The organism is Citrobacter sp. LUTT5, assembly GCF_009905315.1.
Classification (GTDB): Bacteria; Pseudomonadota; Gammaproteobacteria; order Enterobacterales; family Enterobacteriaceae; genus Citrobacter; species Citrobacter freundii.
This window is the reverse complement of record NZ_CP047606.1, coordinates 3,790,894-3,806,837: the sequence shown is the minus strand read 5'-3', so window position 1 is coordinate 3,806,837 and position 15,944 is coordinate 3,790,894. Positions and strand designations below refer to the sequence as shown.

The 15,944-nt window shown below is 45.9% G+C and carries 9 protein-coding genes; 3 read left to right on the top strand and 6 right to left on the bottom strand.

The window, feature by feature from the left end; genetic code table 11:
- Positions 1-92: 92 nt before the first annotated feature.
- The 4 genes from GUC46_RS18310 to GUC46_RS18295 all read right to left on the bottom strand — a co-directional run bounded on the left by GUC46_RS18310 (position 93) and on the right by GUC46_RS18295 (position 9,825).
- Positions 93-4,421 carry an AAA family ATPase gene (locus GUC46_RS18310; protein WP_058842559.1) on the bottom strand — a complete coding sequence of 1,443 codons (4,329 nt, stop codon included), beginning with the start codon at positions 4,419-4,421 and terminating at the stop codon, positions 93-95.
- A 6-nt stretch (positions 4,422-4,427) separates the two neighbouring features.
- A complete protein-coding gene (locus GUC46_RS18305) occupies positions 4,428-5,984 on the bottom strand; it encodes a hypothetical protein (protein WP_057101192.1) in 1,557 nt (518 codons plus the stop codon).
- Between the two features lie 539 nt (positions 5,985-6,523).
- A complete protein-coding gene (locus tag GUC46_RS18300) occupies positions 6,524-8,746 on the bottom strand; it encodes an EAL domain-containing protein (RefSeq protein WP_130714947.1) in 2,223 nt (740 codons plus the stop codon).
- A 503-nt stretch (positions 8,747-9,249) separates the two neighbouring features.
- A complete protein-coding gene (locus GUC46_RS18295; protein WP_130714946.1) occupies positions 9,250-9,825 on the bottom strand; it encodes an agmatine deiminase family protein in 576 nt (191 codons plus the stop codon).
- A gap of 403 nt (positions 9,826-10,228) precedes the next feature.
- Between GUC46_RS18295 and GUC46_RS18290 the strand changes: the two genes are divergently transcribed.
- Positions 10,229-10,792: a DJ-1/PfpI family protein gene (locus tag GUC46_RS18290; RefSeq protein WP_130714945.1), complete on the top strand. Its 564-nt coding sequence runs from the start codon at positions 10,229-10,231 to the stop codon at positions 10,790-10,792.
- A gap of 56 nt (positions 10,793-10,848) precedes the next feature.
- Here the strand turns inward: GUC46_RS18290 and GUC46_RS18285 are convergent, their stop codons facing one another.
- The gene (locus tag GUC46_RS18285; protein ID WP_044699278.1) at positions 10,849-11,595 is read right to left on the bottom strand and encodes a cyclopropane-fatty-acyl-phospholipid synthase family protein; all 747 of its coding nucleotides are present in this window, start codon (positions 11,593-11,595) and stop codon (positions 10,849-10,851) included.
- A 10-nt stretch (positions 11,596-11,605) separates the two neighbouring features.
- Entirely contained in the window at positions 11,606-11,863 is a 258-nt protein-coding gene (locus GUC46_RS18280; protein ID WP_003021255.1) for a YjhX family toxin, read from the bottom strand.
- A 1,317-nt stretch (positions 11,864-13,180) separates the two neighbouring features.
- On the opposite strand from GUC46_RS18280, the gene pepT reads away from it, so the two are divergent.
- Together pepT and dcuC are read left to right on the top strand one after the other, a co-directional pair.
- Entirely contained in the window at positions 13,181-14,437 is a 1,257-nt protein-coding gene (gene pepT, locus GUC46_RS18275) for a peptidase T (RefSeq protein ID WP_160180574.1), read from the top strand.
- The gene (gene dcuC / locus GUC46_RS18270; RefSeq protein ID WP_003830889.1) at positions 14,434-15,795 is read left to right on the top strand and encodes a C4-dicarboxylate transporter DcuC; all 1,362 of its coding nucleotides are present in this window, start codon (positions 14,434-14,436) and stop codon (positions 15,793-15,795) included. The genes pepT and dcuC overlap by 4 nt, the downstream gene beginning before the upstream one ends.
- Positions 15,796-15,944: the final 149 nt, after the last annotated feature.

The window sequence follows — 15,944 nt, the reverse complement described above, 5'->3', positions numbered from 1 at the left end:
CGGATGTGAAAGTCGGCCGTAGCTTTCGGCTAGTCAAATGAAAACGGTATGCCACGGTGGAAAGTCGTGGCATACCTGCTTAGCGGTGTTGTTTACTGAACCGCAAGTCGATTTTTTTCCCTGATGCGATTGATCAATTCCATTTGCTCGTGGGTTGCCCTTACCAACAAACCGTCCAGAACGGCATCGTTATATTGTTCACTTGAATAGGTTAATTCAAATAACCCCATCTTAATGATAATATCGCGAACCGCTTCATTTGGATCGTTAGCAAGTCTCAGTCGGATTTTCTGGCTGCTTCGTGGAGCAAGGAGCCCACTAAACAGGCACCGAGCCAAATCGCTTCGAATCGTGACATCAGGATCATTTGCCAGTTGCTCTTGCACCAGAAGAGAGAGCGGATTCATGCGATCTGATTCTTCAATCAACTTTCTTTTAACGCTGTTATCTATATCCTTTGCTAACAATATCTGGACCTCTGGCGTTAACCTTTTATTTTTCGCCAATGCGAGCCTTATTCTGAGATCGTTATCTTTTATCAACCGATGCTGCACTTCTTCACTCAGTGGCGAATTGAAGAGTCCTTCCGAACCTTTAGCCAGTGCTTCCCTAACACAGATGGCATCATCTTCTACCAGTATGAGTTGTGCCGACGGATGAAGTTTAGGATAAGAGGCCATTTTCTGGCGAATTGACAGATCGCTATCTCTGGCAAGAAGGGTTTGTGTTAGAGGATTCAGTGTAAAGAGATAGTTTTCCTCCTCTGGTATCAGGTGGGCACGTACTCTTTGGTCTCTATCGTTTGCCAATTTCACCTGAACTGCTTTTCCTGGGCTTTGTGAGGCCGCAACTGCGCAGCGTACTTTGACCGATTTATCGTTCGCCAGTTGCCATTCGATCTCGCGATCTGTCCACCAATCACGTAACAGGGCGATGCGAACCTTGTCTTCATCATCAAGGAGCAGCTCGTGGAGAATCTTAGTATTCGTATTTTGGTTGGCCGCCAGTTTCTGACGCACATTGGCCTCTTTGTGCGTAACCAACTCTTCTTGCCCATCCCTACTCAACGCCGGGTTACTGGCTAACGCTTCGAGTATCTCTACGCTGCAGTTCTCCAGATTCAGGATTTTATTCTGTAGGGCTTCCGATAGCGCGGAATTACCAGCCAGCGCTAGCGCGATTTTTGTCACACTCTTCGTTGATGGTAAACCTGAGTTTGCCCTCATGCTGGCTAAAATCGACTGTACGCTTTCCATCGCCGTGGCCAGATTGTTTACCGCCAATTCTGTTTTATAGATGCGTTCCATTAACGGTTCGCCGATTTGTGGGTTGCCCGCTAGATTCTCGCGTATCGCAGCTGAGCCCGAGTCGTAAAGCTGCGTATAGTACTCTTCATTGAGATGCTGATTTAGTGCAAGCGCCAGTTGTACTTCCTCTTCATCCTTTATTAATTTACCAATGATTGGAGCAGTAAGGGCATTGTTCCTGGCCAGTTGAACACGGATTTCGCTATCATGCATTTCAGCGAGCTGCGCCATGATTGGACCCGTCAGGTTGCGATTACCTGCTAACGCGTAATGCACTTCCTGGTTACCGTTATCCAGTAATTGCTGTTGAGTTAATGCACTTATAGTGGCGTTACTTGCCAGCTCTTTTTGAACATCGTAGATATCATTGGCTAGTCGCTGCTGTACTTCACTCGGTAGATTTTCAGTGTAAGCCAACGATTTTCGAACCTGATGGTTTTGATCCATCGCGAGATGATGTATAGCTTTCTCTGGCAGCGAATTGCGCCAGTGTACCAGGCGTGTACGAACATCATCATCGCTATCATCCATTAAGGTACAGATCGTGTCGTCCGCAATGTTAGCATTGCCAGCTAATGTCTCACGTACTTCTGTGCAGCTGTCTTTGGTCAGTTGTTCCTGAACCTCAGGGTGAAGAGCGTAATTGCTGGCAAGGGCAATACGAATTTTTTCTGACGGATGCTGGCTCAAATTGTTTTGCAACAGGGCGCTATCAAAGTGTTTGCTACCGGCGAGTTCTCTAAGAACTTCATCTGTGTCCTGGAGCAAAGAGTTTAATGCGGGATTGGATAGATTAGGGTGTTCGGCAAGCTTGCGACGAACCGAGACACGCGTATCCTGAGTCAGCCGTATCTGTGCAGTTGCAGTCAGGTTGGGGTTAGACGCTAATGACTCCCTAACTTCCGTACATTCATCTTTTGCTAACTCTAGTTGTACAGCTTCCGCGAGTAATCCTTCACGGCGGCGTTTAGCCAGTGTTTCACGCACGTCCTGATCGCTGTCCAGCGTCAGGATCTGTTGTACCTTTTCGCTAAGCCCATCAAGATCTGCTAGATCTTCACGCACGGTAAAATCGCGGTCCCTTGCCAGTATTTCCTGCGCCTCAGGGTGAAGATTGCTATTGCGCGCCAAACGTCGGCGAATAGAGACCCTGGAATCCTTCGCAAGTTGTAATTGCATTAATTTACTGAGATTTTTATTGGTAATCAGCATCTCGCAAACGTCTAATTCTGGATCACGCATTAAATGTTGAAGCAATGTACTATCTGTGCTGTTGCTGGCGAGCTGGAGTCGATGTTGAATAGTGAGCTGAAGCCGTTCGAATTGTGTTGCCATCAGATCATGCGGTGCATTTGCATGTATACAGGCCAGATGTAAAAGATCGATGTCAAACTCAGGCTGGTCATTAACAATGTTAATACGTTGGGTGAGTATCTGCTCAGGACAGTTCGGGTTACGATATACTGCTTTGCGTACGTTCAGGTCTGCATCTGCCGCCAGTTTTTCCAGTAAATCATCCGGACAATCTTCGCTATTAGCGACCTCTGCGCGGCGCAACGAGTTTGCACTATCCGCCATCTGAATCATCTGCGCTACGCTAAGACCATCGCTGGTGGAAGCTGGTTTGAGCTTGAGTTTCTCAAACAACTCTTCGTATTGGGCAACCTGTTCACGCAGGGTCTCACGTAACGGAACTGTAAGCTGGATAGCAGCTTCCAGATCTTTCAGCTCCAACTGGCGGTTTTCAAGGAATGCTATTTCTCGAGCTTCGTTGATAGCATTCTGAATATCTGCACCTGCATAATCACGGCACTGTGTTACCAGCTTATTGCGTTCATTCTGGGTCAGTTCAAGCGACTCACCTTTCAGATGGATGTCCAGAATAGCTGCTCGCTCTACGCCGTTGGGAAATCCGACGTAAAACACCTCATCGAACCGTCCTTTACGCAGCAACTCTGGAGGGAGCACGGTAATATTGTTAGCAGTGGCAATGACAAATACCGCACCGGTTTTTTCTTGCATCCAGGTCAAAAAATAGCCGAAAAGTCGTGAGGAAACCTCCGAACCACTGCCACTGTTCATGCCGACAAAGGCTTTTTCCAGTTCGTCGATCCACAAAATACAGGGGCTAATTGATTCTGCCATTGTTAGCGCCCGACGCATATTATGTTCACTTTCTCCGACGTACTTACCCAATAATGAGCCGATATCAAGACGTAGGAGTGGCAACTGGAATAAACCGGACGCTGCTTTGGCTGCAAGAGACTTCCCACAACCGGGCATACCGGCGATAAGTACACCTTTAGGCGCCTGTACGCGTGAATCGCGAGCTTCACTCAGGCGGCGGAAAATCTGGGCGCGGCGAGTGAGCCAGGTTTTAAGGTTCTCAAGACCGCCGATGTCAGTTGCATTTTCGATTACGTGCAGCATCTCAAGCACGCCACTTTTTGCGATAATCTGCTCTTTCCCATGCTGGATAAGAGCCAACGCCTCGTCATTAATTTGTTCATGCTGTTGACGAACTACTGCTAATACTGATCGGATCTCTTCCTGGTTCAGTCCGCAACACGCAGTATGCAGACGCTGATGCATATTTTCCGGGACAAACAGATCAAGCATCTGGCAAAAACTGCTGAGCTGCTGGTTAATTTCCTCACCCTGGGGCAGGGACAGGGGGAGCAAGGTGATTTGCGACTCGATTTGTACTGGGATGTGCAAAGTTTCTGAAACAAGTACTACAGCTGTTTTGCTCCGGTGGTGGCGCTGAATGCGGTTGAGCAATTGCTTTAACCGTGCAACGGCGAGTGGCTGGTTTTCCAGTGCACTGCGGGCATCTTTAATGATGAGGAGTTTTCCGTCCAAATCGTCATCGAGCAGCGAAGGTAAACTTTCTGCTAGTTCGGTGGCCTGACTCTGCGTGTTCCGAGGCTGCTTGTTATGGAAATCAACCCAGCCATATCCAAGGTTCCACTCTTTGGGAGACAGTGTCAGTTCTGTACTTATTTCCTGCAATAGCGTATCAACTCGGCTTTCTTCGCCGGAGTGGATGTAAAGCCCTGGATATCCAGCGAGGATATGGGATTTTATCTTGGTCTTAAGTTCGAGCAGATTCATCAGTATTTACCAGAATGAGAAAAGGTTTGAGGCAAAGTTACTGATACCCCGGCTAAAGGACTTAATGACATGACTCGCATTTTCAGTAACACTGGCAATGACTTTGGCAGCTGTTTTGGCAACAACCTTGCCCGCGTTATAGACTATTTCACCAATTTGCCCACCCGCTATACCACCTGCGACACCGCCAACAAACCCTCCAACGGCTGTACCGACTGGACCAAATACGGTACCAATCGCTGCGCCCAACGTGGCCCCCTCCGTTGCACCAGCAATAGCCATTGTCGTGGTTATAGTGGTGTTACCGATGGCATCGAGCGCTTCCTCTCCAGTCAGTTCACCTTTGCCCAGTTTATAAAGTACCTTTGCATTCTGTATGCCCACGCAGACGATATTGGTAATTAGGCCCGCAGGTGTACTGCGTAAGGCTGCGCCAAGAAAGCCGTTCTTGACAGCGACTACGACCGCTCCGGAAACAGCAACCTGTATAGCTGTTTGCGTACCGGTACGCAGCGAGCTTTCGAAAAAATCGTTGAGGTCTTCACTGGTGGATGGATTTTCACGACCGTTCAGGCGATTCCAGGCGCGCCTTGCAAGGATTCTGGTTCCCTGCATACCCACCGCAATACAGGCACCGAGCACAGCCTGTTTACCAATTTGCTTGGCAATATCAATACGATTAGTGTCATTCCAGTCGTACTGACGTGCTTCGGCATCTTGTTGAGCTTTTTTCTGTAATTCTTTTGCTTTCTCTTTAGAAAGTGGCTGAGAAGACACTCCGTCAGCTTCAATAACCTCTGTGCTGTTGACCACATCTGCGCCTTGCCCCTCGGGAACTAGCGCTTGTTGATCGTTATAGTCGCCCCGATTGAGCTGTGTATTTGTGGCGTTTGAGTCAGCACCATATTTCGACTGATATTTGCAGACCACATTGCCGTTGCCGTCAACAATCTCAATATCAACGGAGTTTAGCTCCTGTGAACCAACAACCCGTGCACGATACGGACTGCCTTTGGTGGTTGCATCGATATTAAATGTATCGACGTGATGCTGTTCCGCAACAAGACCATCTAGATTGGGGTTTTGGTTGATATTCCCGGCCAGCGTGGTGATTGTTTTGCGCGCATTTTCGTTAGCGTCTACCAAGGCGCTATCGATAAGGCTGGCGTATTGGCCTACGTGTACCGAACCGGAAACTGCTGCATTTTTTTCTATCTCGCCAGCCAACCAGGAGGCACGGCTACGACCTTTATCCATATGCTGCTGTAATGAGTCGCGAGACTGATTAAAGGCTTCCGTAGACCGTATTATCTGCCGACGAGTGTTTAGTAACTCTTCTTCGTTTTTCCAGATCTGTGGATATTTACGAAATTCATCATCCAACCATTGCCCCAATGGCTGATCGCCGCGAGCCTGGCAGGAGGTTACGAAAGAGCTAATAATGGATGCGGTCTGCTCGGGAGCATTAATCTCCTCTACAACTTGCAATTCTACCTGTGTGATGGAGGAAAATTCATCATCGTTAATATTCTGAGCGAGATTATTATTTTGTTGTGTCATCATTTTTACCGTTAAATCTGCTGTGTGATATATCATCAAATGACTATGATAATTGACGCAAATGATATTAGCCGTAATGCTAAATGCAGACTAGCGCAGCGATCACTAATATTGATTATGAACTCTATGACTGAGGTAGCCAAAATCTTCAGGTTGCCACCCGATTTAAAGCTTCTTGGTCAGTTTCTCATTAGGGATTAATTTCGGGGAAATGCCACGTTTTTAAGGCTAAACCAGCCTATCATGCAGGAAAATCCTTCTCGCCGTTTTTTTTGCACAATACAAAACCTCCATATGGAGGAGCGTTAATCTCCATATAAATTTCAAAGATTCTCTAAAAAAACTCTTATTTTTAGGAGGGGGGGAGGCTCTACAACTCATGGCTGTATGGCAATATCTGTAGACTGATTGGTAGCAACAACACGATGTTATGACGTTAAGTTGTATGGTGTTTTGCTTAATTAATATGCAGTTTTAGTTAAGGGAATAAAAAAACCGGCACGGGAGCCGGTAAGTGGAACAATGTAGGAATATAATTATTATTATAATTCAGCCAACTCAATAGGAACGGGTTTCCCTATATGGTATCCCTGTAACCAACCAATACCCATGGTAATTAGCATCTTTTCAATTTCCTCATTTTCAACAAACTCAGCTACCACTTCCATATTTTTGAGTTTTGCTACTTCGCAGAAGGATCTGACGGCGCATCGACTAAATTCATCGGTCAGTATATTACGGATGAAGGAGCCATCAATCTTCAGAATATCTGCGTCTAATGTTCTGAGTCGTGAATAGCTTGACGCCCCTGTGCCAAAATCATCAATAGCAATTTTAGAACCGGCTTTACGTAATGCTCTCAGAACATCAGTGACATTAGCGTTGTCAATGATATCTGATTCAATGACTTCAAAAATTATACGTTTAGGTGCGATGGAATATTTTCTAAACAATGTGAAAACATTATCAAGAAAATCAATTTTATTAAGCGAGTCAGGTGTCAGATTAATGGAGAAATGACTGTTCGGGTCAGATTTCTGCCGTGACTGTATAAAACGAAATGTTTGCTCAATAACAGTGATATCCAGTGCAGGAAGTAATCCTGCCTCGCGAGCAACCGGTAGGATGGTGTCTGGAAAGATTAACTTACCATCAACCATTTTTATCCGAATAAGTATCTCGTGATAACGTGTCAGTCCCGTAGTTGAAACGATAGGCTGAACAACCAGCATCGTTGATACGATGGGTTGAGCCATAAGCTCAAACGATTTTCTGTCAATTGCTTTTTGCAACATATGACGAATGACAGCCTGACTGACAATTTTATCACCTGGCACCTGCGGGCTGAGTAACAACGGTTGCCCCTGCATTAACGAGATGTAGCTTTGGGTATTAAGATGTTTAATTGCTTGTGATAAATTTTTAATCAGGTTTTTCTCGGTGGTATATGCCACACCACAAGATAGTCCCAATTGGTAATCCTTCCAGATAAAACGAAAAGAGTTTAGGTCTTTGTAAAGAGTAGGAATGTCAGGGACAGTATTAAGGCGAAGAATTATTCCATGACCAGGTGCGTAATAAATGTTACCTGTATCCTTAATCAATTTACGTACATATGAGCTTAGCGCTTTTACAAATTCAAAACGGAATTCTATTCCATGAGTTTGCTCCAGCGTATTCAACTCTGTACAACGGATGTAACACAAGCACTCTGTTGCGTGTTTACGGATGTCCATTTGCAGGGCCTGAAAGTTAGGCAGTCCGGTATTAGGCTCTGATCTAAAAAGTTGTTTGAGGCGGCGGAGATATTTTCGGTTGCGGACCACAAGTACACCGGTAACAACAATCGTAAGAGAAAAGACAAACACTATCGTGGAGGAAATCACGAGACGATGTAAATAATTATTATAGTTATCCGGCGAAATATAACTGTTTATGTAATATCCCAACAGGATGAGCATTGTTACCCATACAGGGGATATAAAAGCATGGCCAATGCAGATCACTCCCCACAGCATTACTGGAAGTAACCACAGTAATGAATAGTCTGTAAATATAAGAATATCTTCTCTGATGACGATCAAAGCGGACATAATGCAGAGTAACAGCACCAGCCATAATACTTGATACAGAATAGGAGGGCCGGATTTTATCAGCGTCTTCACTTGTCTGATGTATAAAATGCACCATGCAGGGTTTTGAACGCTTCTAAGCAACAGATAACAAAAAGGGATGCCAGTCAGGCAAGAGTTCATCAACCACTGTAAGTTAATTAGTGTTTGTAGTGTAAAAAGGTTTGTGATCGGTGCTGAGGCAGTGTTCGACTGGAGCCAGTGATCAATCGAGATGAATAGTAAGGCGTTGCAACACACGAGCCAGACAATACGCAGGGTTGTAAGCTGGCTACGACCAAAGCTAACCGCGCCTCGTTTACCTGTCGAGAAAAAGTAGAGTGTCTGGCTAATGAGAGCAGCCAGCAGCTGTGCCGTTAGCGTGAATACCGAAGATAAAGAGTAAGAATAAAGGGCATACAAGAAAAAGGTACCCAAAATTGGTAGCGCCTTTTGCCGGTATAAAACCAGCAGTGCAGAAATAAGAGGTAAAGTGAGATCGTAAAAATGCAGTGTTATACCCGCAACATCCTCTTGCTTACTGAGATGACCAGCGACCAGCTGTAATGCAAAAAACGCGATGCCTACACAAAAATAGCCTCTAAATGTATTAATGAAATTTATATTTTCAGTTTTTCTTAGCAATATCATCATTCGCAATTTTCAGTGAGTTATCACCGTTCTCGATTTAAGTCATCTACTTAAAAAAGGTTAGACTGGAGGTTTGAAATGTGTATTTTTGGATGTTTTCGCTAATTGAAAACTATTCTAAAATATGTTATGTAAATTTTTTAAAGGTAACCTCGATAATTTCCGTGTGTTTCACAACGCAGGGAAGAACAATCTTTGTGACTGTACTGATAATAAAAATTCCGTCAGTAGCCATTATTTAAGACAGAATAGACGATCGATAAAAACGATCAATATAAATCTTTTGATAGATTTTATCGATAGGTTTGGCAGATCATAAATACCACGAAAGATCGATAAAAGCTATTAAAATGTTATTTTTTAAAGGTATTTATTTCATAAATGTTAATTGAGCACTTTGTTTATTAAAAATTAACCTATGCAGGCATCCTTCTAAAGGAATTATTATGATATTGGCAGGAAAGTGAGTTTCCCCACCTTCCCACAATACACTCAATTGTTAATCATTAACGAGATTGCTGCTGTGTCGCGCAGTGAATGCCGCCGCCAGCTGCAATGCCATCAATATTCAGTTGTATAATTTCACGATCGATAAACTGCTCCTGCAAAATAGCATGGGCATCACGTTCGTGCTCTTGCTTATTGCCCCAGCCGTTGAAATTAAATCCCACACCGCCGAGCGCACCGCTGGCGCTTTTCACAAACACCGGCCCGGTGTCGCGGATCCACAAATCGTCTATCGGGTGAACCAGAAGATTGACCGACGGTCCGCACAGACGCGCGGCGAGTTCGCTGTCTTCTTCGCGTACCAACATATTTACGGGTTCAAATGCGGCGATGGTTTTAGCAACTAGCGCCAGGTTTTCCTGCACCGCCGGTAGCAGATGAGGCTCCCAGATCTCGGCACTGGCACCAAACGCCATCCAGGTTGCCGCATGCGGTGCGCCTTCATCCGGCATTTGCCAGCAGCGGTCCTCTGTTGCGCGGGCAAATTGGCTAAAACTGATGCCTGTCATACCGGCGAGTAGCATACTCGTTGAAGTCACCAGACCTTGCCAGACGAACGAACGTCTTGTCACCATAGGATTAACCTTTGCGTATATTTATCTGATATTGGATGAATAAAATAATAATAGATAATTAATGTTCTGCGTATTTTAAATATTGAATAATAAATAAATTGATTGCGGGTAAGTTTCATGCGGAATATAGCACAGGAGATATTCGTTGCAATCTCTTCGTTTTATATTATGAGTGAGGTTGACTACTATTAAAATTTATCAACTATATATTTATATATAATTTATATTTATCAGCATGAACATGTGCCACGCCGTAGGCTCTGAAGCCTCGTCTGACGGGCCTTGCCGCGGATTGTGATCTGGCCGATTGTTCTGTTGTATTTATTAATGCCATGAACCGTGTGGACTATAGTAAAGATGGCCGTTATTTCTCATCATTAATAACCGTGAGTGGGGGATGTGAATGAAGAAGATACTGATGCTGGTCGGAGATTATGTCGAAGATTATGAAACGATGGTGCCTTTTCAGGCTTTGCAAATGCTTGGGCATCGTGTGGATGCCGTCTGTCCGGAGAAAAGTCAGGGTGACTACGTTCAAACCGCCATTCACGATTTTGATGGGGCGCAGACATACAGTGAAAAGCCGGGACATCGCTTTACGTTGAATGCGAATTTTGCCGAGGCGCGAGCCGCCGATTACGACGCACTGTTGATCCCCGGCGGGCGTGCTCCGGAATATCTTCGACTGAATCCAGATGTCATTAAGCTGGTGCAAGATTTCAACACTGCCGGTAAGCCTATCGCTGCGGTTTGTCATGGGCCCCAACTATTAGCGGCGGCGGGAGTGTTAGAAAACCGGACCTGTAGCGCTTATCCGGCCTGTGCGCCTGAGGTTCGTCTGAGCGGTGGACATTATGCCGATATTGGCATTGATCAGGCCCACGTTGATGGCAATCTGGTGACGGCACCAGCATGGCCTGCGCATCCGCAATGGTTAGCTAAATTTGTTGAAGTATTAATGAAGTAAGCGACGATGAGATGAAAAAGTCGGTATAACCAGCCTGGCTATACCGACAGGAGATATTACCTCCGCATGAGTGCGAACACGCCCCACCCGATATATTCCCGGGTGAAGGTAACGTGGCGTGCTGGTGAACTTCTCAGTTGCTCTCTGACTTCGACGGCAAACTCATCGTCCGGATTTGCCTCCAGCCACCGGCGCATCGTCAACCATTTTGCCGCCTCGTATCTGTCCCAACCCTCCTGGTCCGCCAGTACCATTTCGACCACGTCATAACCGAGCTGGTCGAAAGACGAAACGCGTTCTGGCAGAGAGAGAAAATCAGTCACTGAAGTCGCGCCGCAAGACTTAGCGATCTCCTCCGTTGCGGGTATCTGGCGCCAGTACGGTTCGCCGATGAGCAGGATCCCGCCTGATTTGAGACTTTGTTCCAGCTGTTTGACCGTTCCGGCAACGCCGCCGGCAATCCAGGTTGCACCAATGCAGGCGGCAATATCGAATTTTTCTTCGGCGATATAACCTGTTGCATCGGCATGAATAAAACGCACGTGCTCAGTGACGCCCAATTCACTTGCCCGCAGGGTGGCTTGCTCGCTGAATAACTGGCTCATATCGATACCAACGCCGGAAATTCCATGATCGCGTGCCCAGGTGCACAACATCTCGCCAGAGCCGCTGCCGAGATCCAGGATGCGGGTTCCTGGGGCCATCCGTAAAACCTGACCTAACGTTGCATATTTCTGCGCGGTGAACGGATTATGAATGCGATGTGCGCTTTCGCTGATTGTAAAAATCTTCGGGATATCCATCTCTCTCTCCTTAGCGATTATCCAGTTGGGCGCGAACGTTGTTCAGCCCAGTGGTATTGATGCGGTAGGGCTGACCATTGACGGATTTGATCAGTTTTTTCGTTCTGAGCTTTTTGAATACATCGAGCGTGCAGTCGCAGAGCAGTAACCCTTCGCGGCTATAGCATTCGACGGAAGTGACACGGCCTGATGCATCACGGACGTGAGCAATACGGCCACCTTTGGCGAGTACGTGTAAGGTACGTTGTTCCTGACGGGATAAATTCATACTGGAAAACCTGTTTAATCATCATGTGCAAAACGTGCAAACACACAGCGGTGTCCGCATTCGATTTCGGCGCATTGATAACCAGTCCGGCCTGAAAAGGTCGGTAAGCTGATTATCTGATGATTACATTCTCCAGCATCAAAGCCTCGGGTTGAGTTGATAGATATTTACCTGCTAAATCATACCAGCCTGGACGAGTAGGGGAATCGTCCTGTCGGGAAAATGTGATCTATGACGAAAAATTGCGTTTAGCTTATTTTATAATTTTTTAACTCTCAGCTAGCTGAGCGGTGTATGAATGTATTAAATTTATTGAATTTTCAGACATTGTCAGTAGCGGTATTGGTCGTAATGATGTGTAGTTGGTCTCACTTGCGTCACACTATAGATTAGTGATATTTAATCTTTTCTTATCTTAATTTTGTTTTATTTGATAAACAGGTCTTTATTATAAAAAGAATTTTTAATGGTGTTTGTGTTTAATTCTATTTAGGAATTTTCTTAACGTCATGAAGTGTGTATACTCAATCCTGCAAGAAGCTCTTCTGTTATCATCAAAACTATAAAAATGTCCTTAACACCCGTATTACCTCTGCCCTGTATCTCTTCTCAGGGGAGAGGTTTTTTTTCTGTATATTATTTTGATAGTCGTCATAAATAGATAATTTAATATTATTGTTCTTGTTGCTTTACATTAGTGATGACGACAGATTTTTTTCTGTGAACCATACGGTACTATTGAAATAGTATCGCTATGAATCTATTTTATAGTGAATAGTGTAATTTTGTATTTATTTATAATGGTATTATATAGTTTTTCTTATAACTGCCTGTTTTTCAGCGTTATGTTAATTCTCGCTTTTGAAATAATTGTGATTTTGCTCACGGATTTTAGTGCGTTAAGTGGCTATTTGTAGAGAGGTGCAAACGGTTGCATTTTGCTGTTACAGCATTCGTTCATTAAAAAATATAGCGATGGTATATCTTGTGTCGGTATTGGGTGCAAGAATCTAAATGATTTTTATTATCTCTTGGATATACGAATACCGTTTATGACTTCTGTTAGCTTAACACCATGGAAAATGCAGTAAAAACAGACAGGGAATATGATTTTATCAATCAGAACGGAGCTTTTAATTACTGGCATAATTACTGGCTTTTTATCTTCCTTTTTATAAATCGTTGTCGTAATGCCCATAAAATCAGCATTCTGGGATGAATGCTGATTTTATTTTGTTCTCAGATTATTCAACCCACGCTGTATGCAGGTCTTCTCTTGCAGTACCTCGTAAATGATACATTAAAGGATCTCCTGGAATGGATATTGTTGAACGCTTTATTAACTACACGAAAATCAATACCACGACCTCAAGGGAAAATGGTGCTAATGGGATAATGCCTTCTTCACCTGGTCAAATGGAACTGGCAAAACTGCTGGCAGTAGAACTTGAAGCATTAGGAATGGAAAACATTGAGGTCAGGGATACCGCTATTGTGACAGCGACATTACCTGCAAATACGGACGACGCGATCCCTGTCGTTTCCTTTTTTGGTCATCTCGATACCAGTGCGGAACAGACTGCGGACACAAAAGCACAACGTCTTCACTACAGCGGTGGGGATTTGTGTCTGAACCAGGAGCTAAAAATTTATCTGCGCGAAAGTGAATTTCCAGAACTGAAAAATTATATCGGTGATGACCTGCTGGTGACGGATGGTACCAGTCTGTTGGGGGCAGATGATAAAGCCGCCATCGCCGCGATTATGAATGCCCTGGAGTACCTTGTCGCACATCCGGAGATTAAGCATGGGCCAGTGAAGGTCGGTTTTGTTCCTGATGAAGAGCAGGGATTACGAGGTGCAAAAGCATTTGATGTTGCGGCGTTTGGGGCTGATTTTGGCTATACCCTGGACTGCTGCGGCATTGGCGAATTTGTCTATGAGAACTGGAACGCGGGTGATGCGGAAATCATCTTTACCGGCCAGTCCGCACACCCTATGTCGGCCAAAGGTAAGCTGAGGAACTCTCTGCTGATGGCGCATAAGTTTATTGCGATGCTGCCCGGAGGAGAGGCGCCTGAGTATACGGAAGGACGCGAAGGGTATTACTGGGTGAAACAACTTCAGGGTAACAGCGCCCGTACGGTACTTAAGCTGGATATCCGGGATTTTACCGAAGAGGGGTATAAGGCGCGTATGGCATATATCCGCCAGCTGGCCGTCAGCACCTGCGCGCTGTGGGGAGAAAACAGCGTGGTCTGCCATTTAACCGATCGCTATGCCAATGTGTTCAATAGCTTGCAGGGCGATGCTCACTACCCGATTGATATTGCGTTACGCGCGTATCAGAAGTGTGGCATTACCCCGCAACCTGTCGCCATGCGTGGTGGATATGATGGCGCAGTGTTATCGCAGAAAGGACTACCTTGCCCGAATATTTTTACCGGTGCCCATAACTTTCATTCGATTTATGAATACCTGCCGGTGCGTTCACTGCGGGCCGCCAGCGATGTCGTGGTAGCGGTCATTGAGGAAACCTTTTCTGAGTTCGCGCAGGGGAGAGCTCAGTCATGATTCAGGTGTTAATTGCCCTACTGGTTATCGTAGTGGTCGCGCGTCTTATCCTGAAAGGTTATCGCGCTGAACCCGTGTTGTTCATTGCTGGCCTGGTGTTGATGATTTGTACGGCGTTAACCGGATGGGGTTCTGTATTACCGAAGGGCGTTGCCAGTACGGGGATTTCATTTCTCGATCCTTTCGAGGTGATGCGCGATCTCTTTAGTACGCGTGCCGCCGATCTCGGCTTGATGATCATGGCGCTCATGGGATTTGCGCATTACATGGATCATATCGGGGCAAATGAAGCGGTTGTGCGGGTTGTGACGAAACCTTTGCGTGCGCTGCGTTCGCCCTATGTGCTTCTATTTTTCTCCTATCTGCTCGCCAGCCTCCTGCAGTTGGCCATTCCATCCGCCACCGGGCTAGCCGTGTTGCTGATGGGGACGATGTTCCCCATTATGCTGGGGTTAGGGCTTTCTGCGGCCTCAGCCGCTGGGGTTATTGCCACCTCGCTTGGTGTGGCATATACCCCGACGGCCATCGATGCTATCAGGGGATCTAAAGCGGTCAATATGGATGTGGTGGAATACGTTGTTTACCACCAGGGACCCGCAGCGCTGGCAACCGTGCTGGTCGTCGGCGTCTGCCATTTCTTCTGGCAGCGGCATTGCGACCGTAAAGCGGGGACGCTTCCACGAGAAATCGGTAGCGCTGAGGTGACTGACTCAGGAAAAGCCCCGGCTTTTTATGCGCTGCTCCCGATGCTTCCGATACTGATGGCGGTGGGATCATCGGAAATGTTTGTCAGTGGTATTAACCTGAATATTATCACCATTGTGCTCATTTCGATGGCTGTCTGTATGTTGATTGAATGGCTGCGGGTGCGTGATTTAAAGTCAGTATGCGAAGGATTCAGCCATTTCCTTAAAGGCATGGGCACTGCCTTTACCGGGGTAGTTGGGCTGCTGGTTGCGGCAGGTGTTTTTGCCCACGGGATTAAAGTTATTGGTGCCATTGATCAATTAATCCTGATGGCGGAGCACGTGGGATTACCCCCATTTGCTATGGCGGTGGTGTTTGCGCTGGTGACGCTGGCGGCAGCAATTATTATGGGGTCGGGTAATGCGCCATTCCTTGCTTTCGTTGAGCTGATCCCGCAAATCGCGGCAAGTATGGGCGCTAACGCTGTTGCCATGATCCTGCCGATGCAGCAGGCATCACATATGGGGCGGGCAATTTCACCGGTTTCCGGCGTGGTGATTGCCGTTTCCAGTGGGGCGAAAATAACGCCATTTGATGTGGTTAAACGTACCGCCGTACCGCTGATTGTGGGCTTTGTAACTCATACCCTGATCATCGGTATTTTCTATTAACTTCGTTTGTAACAAGCAAACTTCCGGCTTGCTAAATGCCCGGTAGTTTGCTTTTTCTGATTACAGCTCTTATCACCGCAGATGATATTGATTACTGGTGATTATTATTAACTTTTATCTTTATCGCATTATTCTTATTGGACATTGTT

Bases quoted from the DNA above. Each gene is read 5' to 3' on its own strand.
- GUC46_RS18300 (WP_130714947.1), bottom strand. From the start codon at position 8,746: ATGATGATATTGCTAAGAAAAACTGAAAATATAAATTTCATTAATACA.
- GUC46_RS18305 (WP_057101192.1), bottom strand. From the start codon at position 5,984: ATGATGACACAACAAAATAATAATCTCGCTCAGAATATTAACGATGAT.
- GUC46_RS18295 (WP_130714946.1), bottom strand. From the start codon at position 9,825: ATGGTGACAAGACGTTCGTTCGTCTGGCAAGGTCTGGTGACTTCAACG.
- pepT (WP_160180574.1), top strand. From the start codon at position 13,181: ATGGATATTGTTGAACGCTTTATTAACTACACGAAAATCAATACCACG.
- GUC46_RS18280 (WP_003021255.1), bottom strand. From the start codon at position 11,863: ATGAATTTATCCCGTCAGGAACAACGTACCTTACACGTACTCGCCAAA.
- dcuC (WP_003830889.1), top strand. From the start codon at position 14,434: ATGATTCAGGTGTTAATTGCCCTACTGGTTATCGTAGTGGTCGCGCGT.
- GUC46_RS18310 (WP_058842559.1), bottom strand. From the start codon at position 4,421: ATGAATCTGCTCGAACTTAAGACCAAGATAAAATCCCATATCCTCGCT.
- GUC46_RS18290 (WP_130714945.1), top strand. From the start codon at position 10,229: ATGAAGAAGATACTGATGCTGGTCGGAGATTATGTCGAAGATTATGAA.
- GUC46_RS18285 (WP_044699278.1), bottom strand. From the start codon at position 11,595: ATGGATATCCCGAAGATTTTTACAATCAGCGAAAGCGCACATCGCATT.